This is a genomic window from Pseudomonas fluorescens, from assembly GCF_902497785.1.
Classification (GTDB): Bacteria; Pseudomonadota; Gammaproteobacteria; order Pseudomonadales; family Pseudomonadaceae; genus Aquipseudomonas; species Aquipseudomonas fluorescens_BO.
On record NZ_CABVHK010000002.1, the window covers coordinates 393021 to 409290 of the forward strand.

Consider the following 16270-nt stretch of genomic DNA (forward strand, 5'->3'; position numbering starts at 1 on the left):
GGTGCGCCGCCGTAATCATTCGTTTCAGTCCGCGACGCGAAGTCACCTGCGGGCGACTATGCTCACATCACTCGGATCCATCATCAGAACGTACGGTCTGGTGGTCAGGGAAAAGGATGCCCCTTATGAGCACTGTGCACCAAACCGCTGCCGATACCGGCATTTGTCGATGAATACGCTGCTGGCACGGACCAACCGGCGGATTCTGATCGTCGACGACACCAACTCGATTCACGAGGACTTCCACAAGATCCTCAGTCCGCCCTGCTCCGATAACGACAGCCTGATCCGCGCTGAAAGCGCCCTGTTCGGCACCCCGGCAGCGACAAGGCTGCAGAGTTTCGTCCTCGACTCGGCGTTTCAGGGCCTCGAAGCGCTGGACAAGGTCGAGACCGCATTGGCCAACGACCTGCCCTACGCGATGGCGTTCATCGACATGCGCATGCCACCGGGCTGGGACGGCCTGGAAACCATCGAACGGCTGTGGCAGGTCGACCCGAAACTGCAAGTGGCGCTGTGCACCGCTTATTCGGACTATTCCTGGGAAGACATCGACGAGCGCCTGGAGCTGGGCGATCGCCTGCTGATCCTGAAGAAGCCCTTCGATGCCATCGAGATCCGCCAGATGGCCAGCGCCCTGACCGCCAAGTGGCAAATGACCGAAGACGCTGCGCTGAAAATGTCGCTGCTCGAACACGCGGTCGAGGAGCGTACCCGCGAGCTGTCGGATGCCAACATCATCGTGCAGAACAGCCCGACCATTCTGTACCGGCTACGGGGCGAACCGTCTTTTCCACTGATGTACATCTCGCACAACATCACCAAATACGGTCACATTGCCGCGAACCTTGTAGCCTCGGCCAACTGGGCGCAGGAACTGATCCATCCCGAGGATCAAGCGAAGGTCGACACCGCCATGGCCCGGGTGCTGGACCGCCATGCGGCGGGCGCGTCCATCGAATTCCGCATGCGCACCGCCAACGGTGCCTGGCGCTGGGTGGAAAACCGTTACATCCCGGTGCGCGACGACGAAGGCCGTCTGCTGGAAGTCGAAGGCATCATCATTGACGTCACCGAACGCAAACTGGCCGAGGAAAAAATCGCCCTGCTGGCACGTACCGACGGGCTGACCGGCCTCGCCAATCGCGCGACGCTGATCGAACGCCTGCACCAGGCGTTCGCCGCAGCACGTCGCGGGGCGACGGCGTTTGCCATCTTTTACCTGGACCTGGACCACTTCAAACGCATCAACGACACCCTCGGCCACCCGGTGGGCGACCTGCTGTTGCAAGAAGTTGCCCGGCGCATCAAGGCTTGCGTGCGCGAAAACGACGTGGTGGCCCGCCTCGGTGGCGACGAGTTCGCGATTCTGCAACTGGACGTCAGCGACCCGACCCACTCCGCCGCCCTCGCCGCCAAAGTCCGCGATGCCCTGGTGCTGCCCTACGCCTTGGGCGGCAACGACGTACGCGTCTCGGTCAGCATCGGCATCAGCAGTTACAGCGCAGTCAGCACCAGTGCCGACGGCCTGTTGACCCAGGCCGACATGGCGCTGTATCGCTCCAAGGAAAAGGGCCGCAACCAGTACCACTTCCATTCCGACGAGATCAACCAGGAGGTGGTCGAACGCATGACCATCGCCAGCGAACTGAGAACGGCCGTCGAACACGATGAACTCGAACTGCACTACTGGCCGGAAGTGGACCTGAGCAGCGGCAAAATTCTCGGCATGGAAGCAGTGGTCACCTGGAATCACCCTGAGCGCGGTTTGCTCGACGCCTCCACGTTCCTGCCCGCCGCCGAGAAGACCGGCACGATCATCGCCCTTGGTCATTGGGTGCTGGATCGCGCCTGCCGGCAGATGCGTCAGTGGCGTGATGAGGGTGTCGCGCCACCGGTGATTGCGATCAAGCTGTCTCTGGCCCAACTCAAGAGCGGGCCGGAGCTGATTTACGACGTGCTGCGCACCACTGCTCGCTGGGAACTGCAAGCCGCAGACCTGCGATTCGACGTCACCGAAGCGACCCTGGCCCAGACCAAATGGACCCACAACGATGTGCTGCCACGCCTGCGGGAACTGGGGGTGAAAATCGCCATCGATGACTTCGGCACCGAGTATTCGTCGTTCGATTACCTCAAGACCTATCAGGTCAATCACCTGAAACTCGCGCAAGCCTTCATCGACACGGCCGCTCGTGACCCGGCCAGTGCCAACACCTTGCGCGCCATCATCAACTTCGCCCGGGATGTCGGCATCGGCATCATCGCCGAAGGGGTCGAAACCCAGGAACAGCGCAGCTCATTGATGGCCACCGGGTCGCCGATGAACGCCCAGGGTTACTACTTCAGCAAAGCGGTCAGCAGCCAGCAGGCCGCCGCGTTGCTCAAAGCCGGGACCATCGCGCCACCGAGCCACGACATCGGGCCGATCCGGGACAACCCGCCACGGTCCACGGAGGACAAAGGATGAAAGTGCCTTTCGTGCGGACCAATCGGCGCATCCTGATCATCGACGACACGCCTTCGATTCATGAGGATTTTCGCAAGATTCTCGGTCCCGAAACCGAAAGTGAACAGTCCCTGGCCGGCACCGAATCAGCGCTGTTCGGCACGCAGCCGGTTGACCGGCTGACCTTCCAGCTCGACTCGGCCTATCAGGGTCAGGAAGCCCTTGAACTGGTCAAGCGCGCGCTGGCCGAAGGCCGCCCCTACGCCTTGGTGTTCACTGACATGCGCATGCCGCCGGGCTGGGACGGACTTGAGACCATCGAACAGCTGTGGCAAGCCGACCCGCACCTGCAAATCGCCTTGTGCACCGCGTATTCGGATTACACCTGGGAAGCCATGGCTGAACGGCTGGAATTCGGCGACCAGTTGCTGGTGTTGAAGAAACCCTTCGACAGCCTGGAAATCCGCCAGATGGCCAGTGCCCTGACCTGGAAATGGCAGATGGCTCAGGACGCGGCGATGAAAGTGCTGAGCCTGGAGCAAACCATCGAAGCGCGGGTCCACGAGTTGCTCAAGGTGTCGCATCTGTTGCAGTACGACGTGCTGACCGAATTGCCCAACAGCACGTTGCTGGGGGACCGGTTGAACCAGTCGCTGGCATTGTCCCGGCGCCATGACAAGCAACTGGCGGTGATGTTTCTGGGGCTGGACCGCTTCAAGCGCATTAATAACGCTCTTGGCCATCCGGCCGGTGACGAGATGCTCAAGCAGGTGGGCCGCAATCTGGTGGCCACGGTGCGTGAGTCCGACTCGGTATTTCGCTACGGCTCCGACGAGTTCGTGGTGATCCTCGCCGATATCCGCCACCCCCAGCAGACCCGGGGTATCGCTGAAAAACTATTGGGCGCGATTCGCGCGCCCCAGCACATCGCCGGCCACGACCTTAGCGTGACCGCGAGTCTGGGCATCAGCATTTACCCCGATGACGGTCTGGATGCCATCGAGCTGATCAAAAAAGCCGAAACCGCCATGCGCAACGTCAAGGAAACCGGGCCGAATGATTTCAGCTTTTTCATCGATGAAATGAACCAGCGCGCCCGGGATCTGCAAAGCATCGAGACTGGCATCCGCCTGGCGCTGGAGCGTCATGAATTCGTGCTGCATTACCAACCCAAAGTCGACCTGACCAGTGGCCAGGTGGTCGGCGCCGAGGCGTTGATTCGCTGGCAAAAACCGGGGAACGGCTTGGTCTATCCCTCGGAATTCATCAGCGTTGCCGAAGACAGCGGACTGATCGTGCCATTGAGCAAATGGGTGCTGGCCGAGGCCTGCCAGCAGGCCCGTGCCTGGCAGGCGGCGGGCATCGGGGACATCCGCATGTCAGTGAACATGTCGGCCCTCGATTTCCGTCAACGCGACTTCGTCGACGGCATCGAGCAGATCCTGGAACAAACCGGCCTGGACCCCGACTTGCTGGAACTGGAAATCACTGAAGGCGTGTTGATGCAAAACATCGATGCCACCGTCACCTCCCTCAACCGCCTCAAGGCACTGGGCGTGCGGCTGGCCATCGATGACTTCGGCACCGGTTATTCCAGCCTGAGTTATCTGCAGCGTTTCCCTATCGATGTGCTGAAAATCGATCAGTCGTTCATTCGCGGACTGAGCAGCGACAGCAATGCGGCCGCCCTGGTCAGCGCCATCATCAGCCTCGGCCGGAGCCTGAAACTGACCATCATCGCCGAAGGGGTGGAAACCCTCGAGCAACTGAATTTCCTCGAGGCTCATCAATGCGAGGAAGGCCAGGGTTACTACTTCAGTAAACCCGTCGCACCAGACGCCTTCGTCCAGTATCTGGAGTCGGTCAAGCCCGCTCCATCGGCTGCCACGTGAACGATACGCAACGCCACACGGGCTATCCGCCAGGGAATCATCAGATGTCGCTGTCCTTTCACCGTTTGCTCCTGCCGTTGCTGCTCGGGTTCTGCCTGCATGCCGCTGCGGTGCCGCTGAACGAGCCGCTCAAACCACTGCCTGCGGTGCCCGGACAAGATCCGCGGCGAGTCGAGCTCGGTCGGCAGTTGTTCAATGAACCGCGCCTGTCGGTCAACAACACGCTGTCGTGTGCCAGTTGCCATCATCTTGAACAGGGAGGTGCCGACAACAAGGCCTTTTCCATCGGTTTCGCCGGTCTTCCGGTGGCGATCAATACCCCCAGCGTGTTCAACGCCAGCCTGAACTTTCTGCAATTCTGGAATGGTCGCGCCGACACCCTGGAAGCGCAGATCCATGAAGTGGTGACAAGCCCCAGCGAGATGGGCAGCAACTGGCAACACGTAGTGAAGGTGCTGACCGCCGACCCGGTTTATCGTGCCTCGTTCGCCGACGCCTACCCGGACGGCGTGACCATGAACACTGTGCAGAATGCGCTGGCCAGCTACGAGCGCACGTTGATCACTGCCAACTCGCGCTTCGACCAATACTTGCAAGGGGACACCGCGATCCTCACCCGGGAGGAAAAATACGGTTACCAGCGCTTCAAGGACTATGGCTGCATTGCCTGCCATCAAGGCGTGAATATCGGCGGCAACATGTTCCAGAAGTTCGGCGTGATGGGCGACTACTTCAAGGAACGTGGCAACCCGACCGATTCCGACCTGGGGCGTTATCTGGTGACCCGCGATGAAGAAGACCGCAACGTATTCAAGGTGCCGAGCCTGCGCAACGTCGCCGTCACCGCGCCGTACTTTCACGATGCATCGGCCGGCACCCTCGAAGAAGCGGTAGACGTCATGTTCAAGTTCCAGCTGGGGCGCATTCCGTCCACCGAGGACAAAACCCTGATCATCAAATTCCTCAAGACCCTGACGGGTGAATGGGGCGGCAAACCCTTATGAGAATGTCCAATCGCCGCAATCTCGCATTGCTGGGCATCGTCGCTGTGTTGCTCGCTTCGACGCTGCTGTTCCTTTATCTCAAATCGAGCTCCAGCCAGACCTCGACCTACGCCGAATCCCGAGACCTGATCGGCCGGATCAAACAGCTGAATGCGCAGTGGGAAACCGAAATTCTCAAGGCCAGGGTCTCCACCAACCACAACTACGATCCACTGGTCGCTCCGCTGACCGAGATGACCCGACTGTGGGAACGGTTCGACACCATGGTATCGAATCACGGCCGCAACGATTCGCCGGTCTGGCGTGCCGGCCATGACGCGTACCTCACCGCTATCAAGGAAAAGACCCGGCTGGTAGAGCAATTCAAGTCGCACAACGCCGTGCTGCGCAACTCAATGGCCTTCCTGCCAACCGCCGAGGACGACATTCAGGAGCAATTGGCTCAGTTGGTCGACGGCGACAAACTGCAACTGCAAAACATCGCCACCGACACTTACGATTTGCTGCTGAGCAGCCTCGAGTTTGCCCAGGTCACTTCCGACGACAAGGCCGCGGACATTCTGGTGGGCCTTAACAAAATGCAGGTCAACAAACTGCGACTGCCTGAGCAGTTTCACAGCCCTATCGACATTCTCAGCAACCACATTTCACTGATCCTGCGTGAGCAGCCGGTGGTCAACCGCTTGCTGGAAAACATCGAAGCCATTCCCGTTGCCGAGCGCCTGGACGACATTACCAGCCTGTTGAACTCCGACCAGCAACAGGCCAACGCGGTCGACCAGCGCTATCACTTTTACATGCTGGTGTTTTCGGTGCTGCTGGTCCTGCTGCTGGTGTACCTGGCGATTCACCTGATGCGCAGTTTCACCGTGATCCAGCGCGTCAACAAGGCGCTGCAAACGGCCAATGACGATCTGGAACTCAGGGTCGAAGAGCGCACCCGCGAACTCCGGGACACCCAAAGTGAATTGCTCGACACCGCACGTCAGGCCGGCATGGCCGAGATCGCCACCAATGTGCTGCACAACGTTGGCAACGTGCTCAACAGCGTCAACATTTCAGCCGATCTGGTTTCGCGCAAACTGCGCGCCAGCAAGGCCCAGGGGTTGGGCAAGGCGATGCAACTGATCAACGAACACCCGGGTGATCTCGGCAAGTTTCTGACGCAGGACGAGAAAGGCAAGTTGCTGCCCGGTTATCTGAATCAACTGGTCGAAGCCATCGCGATTGAACAGCAAGGCATGACCGACGAACTCGCGCAGTTGAGTAAGAGTGTCGACCACATCAAGGACATCGTCGCTACCCAGCAATCCTACGCGGGCGCGAACAGCCTGATGGAGCCGCTGCACATCAGCGAATTGCTCGAGGACGCCCTGCGTATGAATTCGGGGGCGCTGACCCGGCATCACGTCACGGTGGTCAAGGACTATGCCGAAGTGCCGCAGGTCATGGGCGACAAGCACCGGTTGCTGCTGATCCTGATCAACCTGATCAGCAACGCCAAGTACGCCATGTCCGACCTGAGCAACCGCCCGCGACAAATGACCCTCGGGGTCAGAATCGTCGACGACACGACGCTGCAAGTCAGCGTCAAGGACGACGGCGAAGGCATCCCTGCGGAAAACATGACGCGCATTTTTGCCCACGGTTTTACCACACGCAAGGAAGGTCACGGCTTCGGCCTGCACAGCTGCGCCCTGGCCGCCATCGAAATGAACGGCCACCTCACCGCCCACAGCGACGGGCCAGGCAAGGGCGCGCAGTTCACCCTGCAAATCCCGCTGACGACGGTTCCGGAGGAAGCATGAGCGGGCTGACCAATCGACGAATCCTGCTGATCGATGACACACCGTCCATACACGTGGATTTCCGCAAGATCCTCACGCCGGTTCCGGTGCAGAGCGTCGAACTGGATGAGATGGAAGCGACATTGTTCGGCAGTGCAGTGAAACCCTCCCGCGTCGTCTTCGAGCTGGATTCCGCGTATGGCGGGCAAGAGGGGCTGGGCAAACTCAAAAGCGCTTTGCAGGCAACGCGTCCTTACGCGTTGGCCTTCGTCGACATGCGCATGCCGGAAGGCTGGGACGGCGCGAAGACCATCGAACATTTATGGCTGGAGGACCCGCGCCTGCAAGTGGTGGTGTGCACCGCTTACTCCGATTATTCCTGGGACGAATTGCTCGACCGGTTACAGGCCCATGACCGGCTGCTGATCCTGAAAAAACCCTTCGACAATATCGAAGTCCAGCAGATGGCCAACACCCTGCTGACCAAATGGGACATGACCGAACGGGCCTCTGTGCAGATGAGTCATCTGGAGCATCTGGTGGACCAACGGACTACGCAATTCAGACAGGCCAGCGAGGCGTTGCAGCGGGAAATCGACGAACGCCGGCAGCTTGAATCGCAACTGGTGCAATCGGAAAAACTCGCGTCACTGGGACAACTGGCGGCTGGCGTGGCCCATGAAATCAACAACCCCATTGGCTTCATTTCCTCCAACCTCGGCACGCTCGAGGGTTACTTCAAGCAGTTGCAGGAAATGCTCGATGCCTATCGGGATGCGGAAGAAGCGATTGGCTCCAGTGAGCTGGTCGAGCGCTTGCAGCAGCTTCGTGAACGGGTCGAACTGGAATTCCTGCGCGATGACATTCCGCTGCTGATCAAGGAGTCCAAGGACGGCATCAGCCGGGTCGGGCAGATCGTCAAAGACCTCAAGGATTTCTCGCGGGTGGACTCCAGCCAGGAATGGCAGTGGGCGAATTTGCAACAGGGCATTGAATCGACGCTGAACATCGTGGCCAATGAACTGAAATACAAGGCCGATGTGGTTAAGGACTATCAGGCGCTGCCCGACATCGAATGCCTGCCCTCGCAAATCAACCAGGTGATCATGAACCTGATCGTCAACGCCTCCCAGGCGATCGGCCCGGAGCGTGGCACCTTGACCCTGCGCACCGGCGTTGAGGGGGAAACTGTGTGGATAGAAGTCGCCGACACCGGCACCGGCATCTCGCCGCAGAGTCTGCAGAAAATTTTCGACCCGTTCTTTACCACCAAACCGGTGGGCCAGGGGACGGGGCTGGGTTTGTCGCTGTCTTATGGCATCGTGAAGAAACATCGGGGGGACATTTCGGTGGTGAGTGAAGTGGGGGTTGGCAGCACCTTTCGCATCGTGTTGCCGATACACCAGACAAAACCCGCCACCTGAACACACCAGCGTAGGAGCTGCCGAAGGCTGCGATCTTTTGATCTTCTAAAAAGATCGCAGCCTTCGGCAGCTCCTACGGGGTTTGGCGTCTCTCAGGTGGCTTCCTGAAAATCCATCTCCGGCGGCTGGCGACGGAATCCACCGGTCAGCAATGCCAGGTAGACCACGCCAATCGCCAGCCAGCTCAGGCCCAGATAAATCGCCAGATGATCGAGGCTGACCATCAGCCACAAATCGGCCGCCAGGCCAATGAACGGGAATAACAGGAACAGCACGAATTCACGCAACCCTTTCTTCTCACCGCCAGTCCAGTAGTGAAAAATCACCGACAAATTCACCAGACTGAACGCCAGGAACGCGCCAAAGTTGATGAACGAGGTCGAGGTGGTGACGTCCAGTTTCAGTGCCAGCAACGCGACGACGGCGCACAACAGAATGCTGTTGATCGGCGTTCCGAAGCGCTCGTGCAAGGTTCCGAAAAACGCTTTCGGCAACACACCGTCGCGACCCATGGCGTAGAGCAGCCGCGAACCACTGGCCTGAGCGGACAGCCCCGAGGCGAACTGACCGACAATCAAGCCGATCAGGAAGATCGACACAAACAGGTCGCCACCGATGTTGCGCGCTATTTCATAAGCTGCCGAGTCGACGCTGTCGAACTGCAACGACGGATGCGCGATCTGTACGAAGTACGACACGCCGACAAAGATCAGCCCGCCAATCAGGGTGATCAGCATGATCGCTCGCGGGATGGTGCGGCGCGGGTCGCGGGTTTCTTCGGTCAGGGTACTCACGGCGTCGAAACCGAGGAATGAATAACAGGCGATGGCGGCACCGCTCATGATCAGCGGCATCTGCATGTCACCGTTGAAGAACGGCTTGACCGACCACAACGGCGTGCTGGCATCGCCGCCGACGTAGTGAACGCACAGCGCGACAAAGGCAATCAGCACCAGAAACTGCACCAGCATCAGCAAGGCGTTGATGCCGTTGGCCAGTTTCAGGCCGACGATATTGATTGCGCTGGTGATGCCGATGAACGCCAGCACCCAGATCCACTGCGGCACCGCGGGGAACGCAGAGTTGAGGTACGCCGCGCCGATCAGCCAGATGGCCATCGGCAGGAACAGGTAATCGAGCAACACCGCCCAACCGGCGATGAAGCCGAGTTTCGGGCTGATGGCCTTGCGCACATAACTGTACGCCGAGCCGGCAACGGGAAATGCCGAGGCCATTCGGCCGTAACTCATGGCGGTGAAAAACATCGCCACCAATGCCGCAAGGTACGCGGCCGGCACCATGCCGGCGGTGGATTGGGCGAGGATGCCGAACGTGCCGAGCACGATGATCGGTGTCATGTAGGCGATGCCAAACAGCACCACCGACCCTAATGACAGGGTGCGTTGCAAACGAGCCATGAGCGACTACTCCGAAATTTTATTGGATTTATGGCAGAGCTGGGTTCGGTGTTGCTTTTTTTCAGGTCAGTCAGGGAGTTGCGCAGCAGTGAAAAGATCGCAGCCTGCGGCAGCTCCTACGGCAATCGAGTTCGGCGCAGGAGCTGCCGATGGCTGCGATCTTTTCAGCGTTGGGGAATCAGCAGCTCGCGCAATCCACAGGCATGCTCAACCATCTCCCCAGGCAACTTCAGCCGCTGGTCATCCAGGTACCGATAATCCTGGCGCGCCGCCGTCAGCTGGTTCAGGTCCAGCTCGACCGCAAACTGCCCCTCCTCCCGCCCGGCTTCGAACAGCAAGCTGCCAAGGGGATTCACCAACGCACTGCCACCAGCAAACAACAACCCACCGTCGCCCGCTTCCACCCGGTTGACCATCAGCGCAAACGCCTGGTTTTCCTGGGCGCGGGCCATGATGGCGGTGCGGTGCGTGGGGCCGTAAGGGTCCATGTTGCCGTTGGTCACCAGCAGCACTTCGGCACCCAGTTGCGCCAAGGCACGGGCGCTTTCGGGGAATTCAATGTCGTAGCAAATCAGCAGCCCGACCCGCACACCGTTCCACAGGCACGTGGCGTAACGGTCGCCGGCCTCGACGACGCCGCGATCCGACGCCCACAGGTGCGTCTTGCGATATTTCAGCGCGATGCCTTCCGGAGTAATCAGCAGCGTGGTGTTGTAAAAACGACCGTTGTCGTTCTCGGCCATGCCGATCACCACTGCGATATTGCGCTCGCGCGCTGCAGTGACAATCGCAGTGACGGTCGGGCCGGTCAGCGGTTCAGAGACCTGAGCAACTGTCTCGGCCGACGGAAAGCCCATCAAGTGGCTTTCCGGAAACATGATCAGCTGGGTGTCGGCCGCGCAGGCAGCAATCGCCGCCACAGCGCGTTCGAGGTTGTAAGCCGTGTGGTTGTCACGGCCGGCCAATTGGGCGAGTTCGACCTTCATGGGTATTCCTTGTTGTGATGCCCGGGCCGCAGAAAGATTGCCCGGTCGGTGTCTGTGCGCCAGTATGCGCAGCAAGCAACCGGCCAGGGAATCACGCGGCCGGGGTAACCCGATAGGGGTAGAGCCATGACACTCTCGTTAGACGACATCGCCTGGCACCGGTCGGTCGGGCAACTGATCGACGCGCTGGACAAGCCGAATTTCTGGACGCAACTCGTTCGTCTGCTGGATCAATACGTGACCTTCGACAGCTGGGTGGCGCTGCTTTTCAGCGCCGATCAGCACCCGCTAGTGTTCGCCGAATGCCCCGGCGCGGACGGCACTCCCGATCAATTGTTCCAGGATTATCTGCGCGGCTTGTACCTGCTCGACCCGTTCTACATCGCCTGTCGCGAGCAGTCGCGCACCGGGCTTTATCGCCTGTCGGAAGTGGCGCCGGAGCACTTCGAACTCACTGAGTACTATCAACGATACTTTCGTGTGAATGTGGTGGCCGATGAAATCCAGTTTAATTGCCAGCTCGAAGGCGACCGCACGCTGTGCCTGTCGCTGGGCAGCAAGCAGCGCTTCAGCGGTCAGCAGATTGCGCTGCTGTCGTTGATCCAGCCGTGGGTGGTTGGCTTGTTGCGCCAGCGCCTGCCCTACGAAATCAACGAAGTCGTGGCCCTCGCGCCGGCGCCGGTTCAAGGCGACTGGCGGGTGCAGCTGGAAGCATCGGTGCAACAACTCAAAGGCGCGCAATTGACCGCCCGGGAGCTGGACGTCGGGCGTTTGATGCTCAGCGGTTGCTCCAGCAAAGAAATCGCCCGCAAGCTGGAAATCTCTGTCGAAACCGTGAAAGTCCATAAGAAACACATGTACAGCAAACTGGGGATCAAGTCCCAGTCCGAGCTGTTTTCAATTTTTCTCCAGGCGCAGAATGCCTGATTGAAAACTGTAGGAGCGAGCTTGCTCGCGAAAAACGCCAAGGCACCGCGGGCATGTAGACAGCACGCGTTATCGTTGAAGACCATCGCGAGCAAGCTCGCTCCTACAGGTCATAGATGAGTCCGAACCCAGGGAAACCGTATGAGCCTGTCACTCCTGAGCCGCTACGCCTTCTTTGCCGCGTGCGTCATTTTCACCCTCGCCAGCCTGCCGTTTCTGCAGCACGACTGGCTCTGGCCAATCACCGCTGTCACCGGCGTGCTAAGCCTGATCGGCCTGTTCGACCTGCTGCAAAGCCCCCACGCAGTGCGGCGCAATTACCCGATCCTGGGCAACATCCGCTACCTGGTCGAGGGCATTCGTCCGGAAATCCGCCAGTACCTGCTCGAATCCGACAGCGACGCCCTGCCCTTCTCCCGTGCCCAGCGTTCGCTGGTCTACTCGCGCGCCAAAAACGAAAGTGCCGACAAACCTTTCGGCACCTTGATTGACGTCTACCAGTCGGGGTTCGAGTTCATCGGCCATTCGATGCGCCCGGCGCCGTTGAGCGATCCGAACAGTTTCCGCACCATCGTCGGCGGCCCGCAGTGCACGCAACCGTACTCGGCATCGGTGTTCAACATCTCGGCCATGAGTTTCGGTTCCCTGAGTGCCAACGCGATTCGCGCATTGAACCAGGGCGCCAAACTCGGCAACTTCGCCCACGATACCGGCGAAGGCAGTATCAGCGCCTATCACCGGGAAAACGGCGGCGACCTGACCTGGGAACTCGGCAGCGGTTACTTCGGTTGCCGCACCGCTGACGGCCGCTTCGACCCGGAACGCTTCGCCGCACAAGCGCAGACGCCGCAAGTGCGGATGATCGAAATCAAGATGAGCCAGGGCGCCAAACCGGGCCACGGCGGGATTCTGCCCAAGCACAAAGTCACCAAGGAAATCGCCGAAACCCGCGGCATCATGATGGGTGAAGACTGCATCTCGCCATCGCGGCACAGCGCGTTTTCCACGCCGATCGAACTGATGCATTTCATCCAGCAACTGCGTGAGTTGTCCGGCGGCAAACCGGTGGGTTTCAAGTTCTGCCTCGGCCATCCGTGGGAATTCATGGGCATCGCCAAGGCCATGCTCGAAACCGGCATTCTTCCAGACTTCATCGTCGTCGATGGCAAGGAAGGCGGCACGGGTGCGGCGCCGGTGGAATTCACCGACCACATCGGCGTACCGATGCGCGAAGGTCTGTTGTTCGTGCACAACACGCTGGTGGGCCTGAACCTGCGGGACAAAATCAAACTCGGCGCCAGCGGCAAGATCGTCAGCGCCTTCGACATTGCCAGTGTATTGGCCATCGGCGCCGACTGGGCCAACTCGGCGCGCGGCTTCATGTTCGCCATCGGCTGCATTCAGTCGCAGTCGTGCCACACCAACAAATGCCCGACCGGCGTGGCCACCCAGGACACCCTGCGCCAGCGCGCACTGGTGGTCCCGGACAAGGCTCAGCGCGTGTTCAACTTCCACCGCAACACCCTCAAGGCCCTCGCCGAAATGCTCGCCGCCGCCGGCCTCGATCATCCGTCGCAGTTGTCGGCCAAGCACCTGGTGCGACGCATGTCGGCGACCGAGATCAAGCTGTTCTCGCAGCTGCATGTGTTCCTCAAGCCAGGGGAATTGTTGACCGGTGAAGTGAATGGCGAGTTCTACTCGCGCATGTGGCAGATGGCGCGGGCGGACAGCTTCGAGCCTAATGAGTTGGCTGTAGCCTGAGCGTAAACAGGCGCTTCACCAGCGAAGCGCCTTGATCGGGGCCGGCTCTTTGATGACGATGAAACCGTAATTCCCCCGCAGATAAATCCGGTAGTACGGACGGTCCACCAGCGCCGGATACCCTTGATACCCCACTCGCGTCGCGTTGCGGCGCTCCTTCTCGGCCACCACGTTGGTGATGCCGACCTTCGGCAGGGTTTCGGCCAGCATGAAAAAATCGATGTTCAGCAGATAGTGCAATACCGGCATCTGCTTGAACGACCCGGCCGCCCCCTGCAACCAGTGATCTGAATAGGTCACCGACAGGTAAATCCGTTTGGCCTCGCGCAGGGATGGGTGGCTGGCGATATCGTGCTCAAGGCTCATCAGCGCGCTGGTGGCGAACGCCTTCTGCACCGTCAGCACCCGGCCGTAGGCGTACGACAGCGACAGCATTGCCAGCAATGGCACCGCCAGCAACAGCGGCAGCCGTTCATGAATTTGCGCCAGCGCCAGATGGCTCAAATAGAACAGCAGTACCAGCAGCACGGCGAACCCCATCAAGGTCCGCGCCCCCTCGTTGAAGTCGCGGAAAAACAGCGCAACGCCCGACACCAACAACGTCACCATCGGCAATGTCAGCAAACACAGCAGGCCAATCATCACCTTCTTCGGTCCACTGTCCTGACGCTCGAGGACCTTCAGCCCCACCCGTACAGCACCGGCAATCGCGCACAGCAAAAGCGCGGCGAACACCCACGTGAATCCGCCGTGAAACAGCAGCACGACTTTTTCCAGCACCCGGCCGATATTGACCTGCAGTTGCAGCAGCGGCGCGGCAGCCCAGTTCAGCAACAACGCGCGATCCTGCGTCATGAACGCCACGGCGCTGACGCTGTACATCAACCACCCCATACTGACCTGCGCCAGTTTCCAGCCGATCAACCGCCACAGCTGCGGCCAGGCCAGTCGGCGATCGACGGCGCTGATCAGTTCCAGGCAACACAAGCCGAGAAACACATTGAGGCTGATCTGATAGAGCCCCAGCGCCAGCGCAATCAACAACGCCGGCACCAGCCATTGAAGCGCCCGAGAGGTGTGACGAAAGGTGATCGCATAGATCACCGCCACCAGGCTCAGGGCCATGGCGGGACCGTCATATTGATAAGACAGGTTTTGCAGAAAAAACGGGTTGTACCAGAGTGGCAACGGCACCAGGCAACAGGCAATCGTCGGCTGTGGATAATAATGAAACGTCAGCCCGGTCAATGCCGAGGCCATGGCCACGGAGGCGATCAACAGGGGTAATGGAAAGATGTTCGGCGCGGCATCACCGAACGTGAGCACGTTGTAAAACAGCTGGGTGAACAAACGCCCCTGCTCCGCCCAGGCCATGCCGGCTGACAGCGAACGCCAGTTGTCGTCAATGTACGGATAGTCCGCCAGCATCAGCGGCAACACATACACCAAGGTCGCACACAGAAAAAACAGCCAGACCTGGCGAGCGCCGAGCTCCTTGATGAGAAGGTCGCTGAAACGGCCCACGCTAAAGCCCGAGCCGGTCTTTGCCGCCGACGATGTCTTTCACCACGTAGCGCGGCCGATGCTTGGCCTCGATGTAGATGCGGCCGACGTACTCGCCGAGGATGCCGATGCCGATCAACTGCACGCCGCCGAGAAACAGAATGGCGGTCATCAACGACGGGTAACCGGGCACGCTGTTGCCGAAGAAAATCTTGTCCAGCACCATGTACACCGCGTAAAGCACCGCGAAGATCGAAATGCCGCCGCCGACGTAGGTCCACAAACGCAACGGTACGGTGCTGAACGACGTCACGCCTTCGAGCGCCAGGTTCCACAGCTTCCAGCCATTGAACTTGCTGCTCCCGGCCACTCGCCCGGCCCGCTCGTATTCGACCACCACCGTATTGAACCCGGCCCAGGACAGCACGCCTTTCATGAACAACTGGTGTTCGGGCAACGCGCGGATCACGTTGACCACCTTGCGATCCATGAGGCGGAAATCACCGACGTTTTCTTCGATCCGGGTGTAAGCGATGCGGTTCAGCACGTGATAGAACAGCGCCGCGCTGTGGCGTTTCAGGTAACCATCGGCGGCGCGATTGCGGCGTTTGGCGAGCACCACGTCCGCGCCCTTTTGCCATTCGGCAATCAGCAGCGGAACAACGCTGATCGGGTCTTGCAGGTCGACATCCATGGGAATCACCGCATCGCCACTGGCGTACTCGAGGCCGGCGAACAGCGCCGGCTCCTTGCCGAAGTTTCGCGAAAAGTTGATCAACAGCACCTGTTCGTCGATTTGCGCCAGCGCCTTGATCTCTTCGGCGGTCCGATCGGAGCTGCCATCATTGACGAACACCATTTCGACCTCGCTGCCGGCCAGGGTCAACTCGCGCCTCACCGCCTGGTAAAACAGGCCGACGGCTTGCTCTTCGTTGTAGACCGGAACGATCAGCGAAACTTTCACGTTGCACGCTCCCGCACACAATGCCGTGTACTGATTCGACAGAGGCCATTCGCCGTCGTTCTCGGGCGCCATCGGCCGGCCGGACCGGCGGGAAGTGGCGTACAGGCAGCTTAGGTCAAGGTGCGCATTTGAGACATCCAGTAATATCGGGGTTT

11 protein-coding genes are annotated in these 16270 nt (G+C 59.9%); 7 read left to right on the forward strand and 4 right to left on the reverse strand.

The genetic code is table 11. The annotated features are described in order from the left end of the window. Positions 1–163 precede the first annotated feature (163 nt). The 5 genes from F8N62_RS04690 to F8N62_RS04710 are packed head-to-tail and all read left to right on the forward strand — an operon-like array spanning position 164 to position 8556. Entirely contained in the window at positions 164–2470 is a 2307-nt protein-coding gene (locus F8N62_RS04690; protein WP_150709855.1) for an EAL domain-containing protein, read from the forward strand. Continuing rightward, entirely contained in the window at positions 2467–4341 is a 1875-nt protein-coding gene (locus tag F8N62_RS04695; RefSeq protein WP_150709856.1) for a putative bifunctional diguanylate cyclase/phosphodiesterase, read from the forward strand. The genes F8N62_RS04690 and F8N62_RS04695 overlap by 4 nt, the downstream gene beginning before the upstream one ends. Positions 4342–4385: 44 nt before the next feature. Then, on the forward strand, positions 4386–5345 hold the full coding sequence (locus tag F8N62_RS04700) for a cytochrome-c peroxidase (protein WP_150709857.1): 960 nt from the start codon (positions 4386–4388) through the stop codon (positions 5343–5345). Beyond that, positions 5342–7153 (forward strand): DAHL domain-containing protein, encoded by a 1812-nt coding sequence (locus F8N62_RS04705; RefSeq protein ID WP_150709858.1) that lies wholly within the window; start codon positions 5342–5344, stop codon positions 7151–7153. Before F8N62_RS04700 ends, F8N62_RS04705 begins: the two co-directional genes overlap by 4 nt. Continuing rightward, the gene (locus F8N62_RS04710; RefSeq protein WP_150709859.1) at positions 7150–8556 is read left to right on the forward strand and encodes an ATP-binding protein; all 1407 of its coding nucleotides are present in this window, start codon (positions 7150–7152) and stop codon (positions 8554–8556) included. The genes F8N62_RS04705 and F8N62_RS04710 overlap by 4 nt, the downstream gene beginning before the upstream one ends. Positions 8557–8648: 92 nt before the next feature. Here F8N62_RS04710 and F8N62_RS04715 read toward each other — a convergent pair whose 3' ends face one another. Next, on the reverse strand, positions 8649–9974 hold the full coding sequence (locus F8N62_RS04715) for an APC family permease (protein WP_150709860.1): 1326 nt from the start codon (positions 9972–9974) through the stop codon (positions 8649–8651). A gap of 164 nt (positions 9975–10138) precedes the next feature. Then, a complete protein-coding gene (locus tag F8N62_RS04720) occupies positions 10139–10960 on the reverse strand; it encodes a carbon-nitrogen hydrolase family protein (protein ID WP_150709861.1) in 822 nt (273 codons plus the stop codon). 126 nt (positions 10961–11086) lie between these two features. Between F8N62_RS04720 and F8N62_RS04725 the strand changes: the two genes are divergently transcribed. Then, complete coding sequence (locus F8N62_RS04725; RefSeq protein ID WP_150709862.1) at positions 11087–11887, forward strand: helix-turn-helix transcriptional regulator; 801 nt, start codon at positions 11087–11089, stop codon at positions 11885–11887. A gap of 141 nt (positions 11888–12028) precedes the next feature. Continuing rightward, positions 12029–13648, forward strand: coding sequence for an FMN-binding glutamate synthase family protein (locus F8N62_RS04730; protein WP_150709863.1), 1620 nt, complete (start codon positions 12029–12031; stop codon positions 13646–13648). 15 nt (positions 13649–13663) lie between these two features. Here the strand turns inward: F8N62_RS04730 and F8N62_RS04735 are convergent, their stop codons facing one another. Together F8N62_RS04735 and F8N62_RS04740 are read right to left on the reverse strand one after the other, a co-directional pair. After that, positions 13664–15172, reverse strand: a complete 1509-nt coding sequence (locus tag F8N62_RS04735; RefSeq protein ID WP_150709864.1) for a glucosyltransferase domain-containing protein — start codon at positions 15170–15172, stop codon at positions 13664–13666. Position 15173: 1 nt separating this feature from the next. Continuing rightward, positions 15174–16115: a glycosyltransferase family 2 protein gene (locus tag F8N62_RS04740; RefSeq protein ID WP_150709865.1), complete on the reverse strand. Its 942-nt coding sequence runs from the start codon at positions 16113–16115 to the stop codon at positions 15174–15176. Positions 16116–16270 lie beyond the last annotated feature (155 nt).

Excerpts from the sequence above, each read along its gene's own strand:
- F8N62_RS04695 (WP_150709856.1), top strand. The coding sequence starts at position 2,467 with ATGAAAGTGCCTTTCGTGCGGACCAATCGGCGCATCCTGATCATCGAC.
- F8N62_RS04700 (WP_150709857.1), top strand. The coding sequence starts at position 4,386 with ATGTCGCTGTCCTTTCACCGTTTGCTCCTGCCGTTGCTGCTCGGGTTC.
- F8N62_RS04705 (WP_150709858.1), top strand. The coding sequence starts at position 5,342 with ATGAGAATGTCCAATCGCCGCAATCTCGCATTGCTGGGCATCGTCGCT.
- F8N62_RS04710 (WP_150709859.1), top strand. The coding sequence starts at position 7,150 with ATGAGCGGGCTGACCAATCGACGAATCCTGCTGATCGATGACACACCG.
- F8N62_RS04715 (WP_150709860.1), bottom strand. The coding sequence starts at position 9,974 with ATGGCTCGTTTGCAACGCACCCTGTCATTAGGGTCGGTGGTGCTGTTT.
- F8N62_RS04720 (WP_150709861.1), bottom strand. The coding sequence starts at position 10,960 with ATGAAGGTCGAACTCGCCCAATTGGCCGGCCGTGACAACCACACGGCT.
- F8N62_RS04725 (WP_150709862.1), top strand. The coding sequence starts at position 11,087 with ATGACACTCTCGTTAGACGACATCGCCTGGCACCGGTCGGTCGGGCAA.
- F8N62_RS04730 (WP_150709863.1), top strand. The coding sequence starts at position 12,029 with ATGAGCCTGTCACTCCTGAGCCGCTACGCCTTCTTTGCCGCGTGCGTC.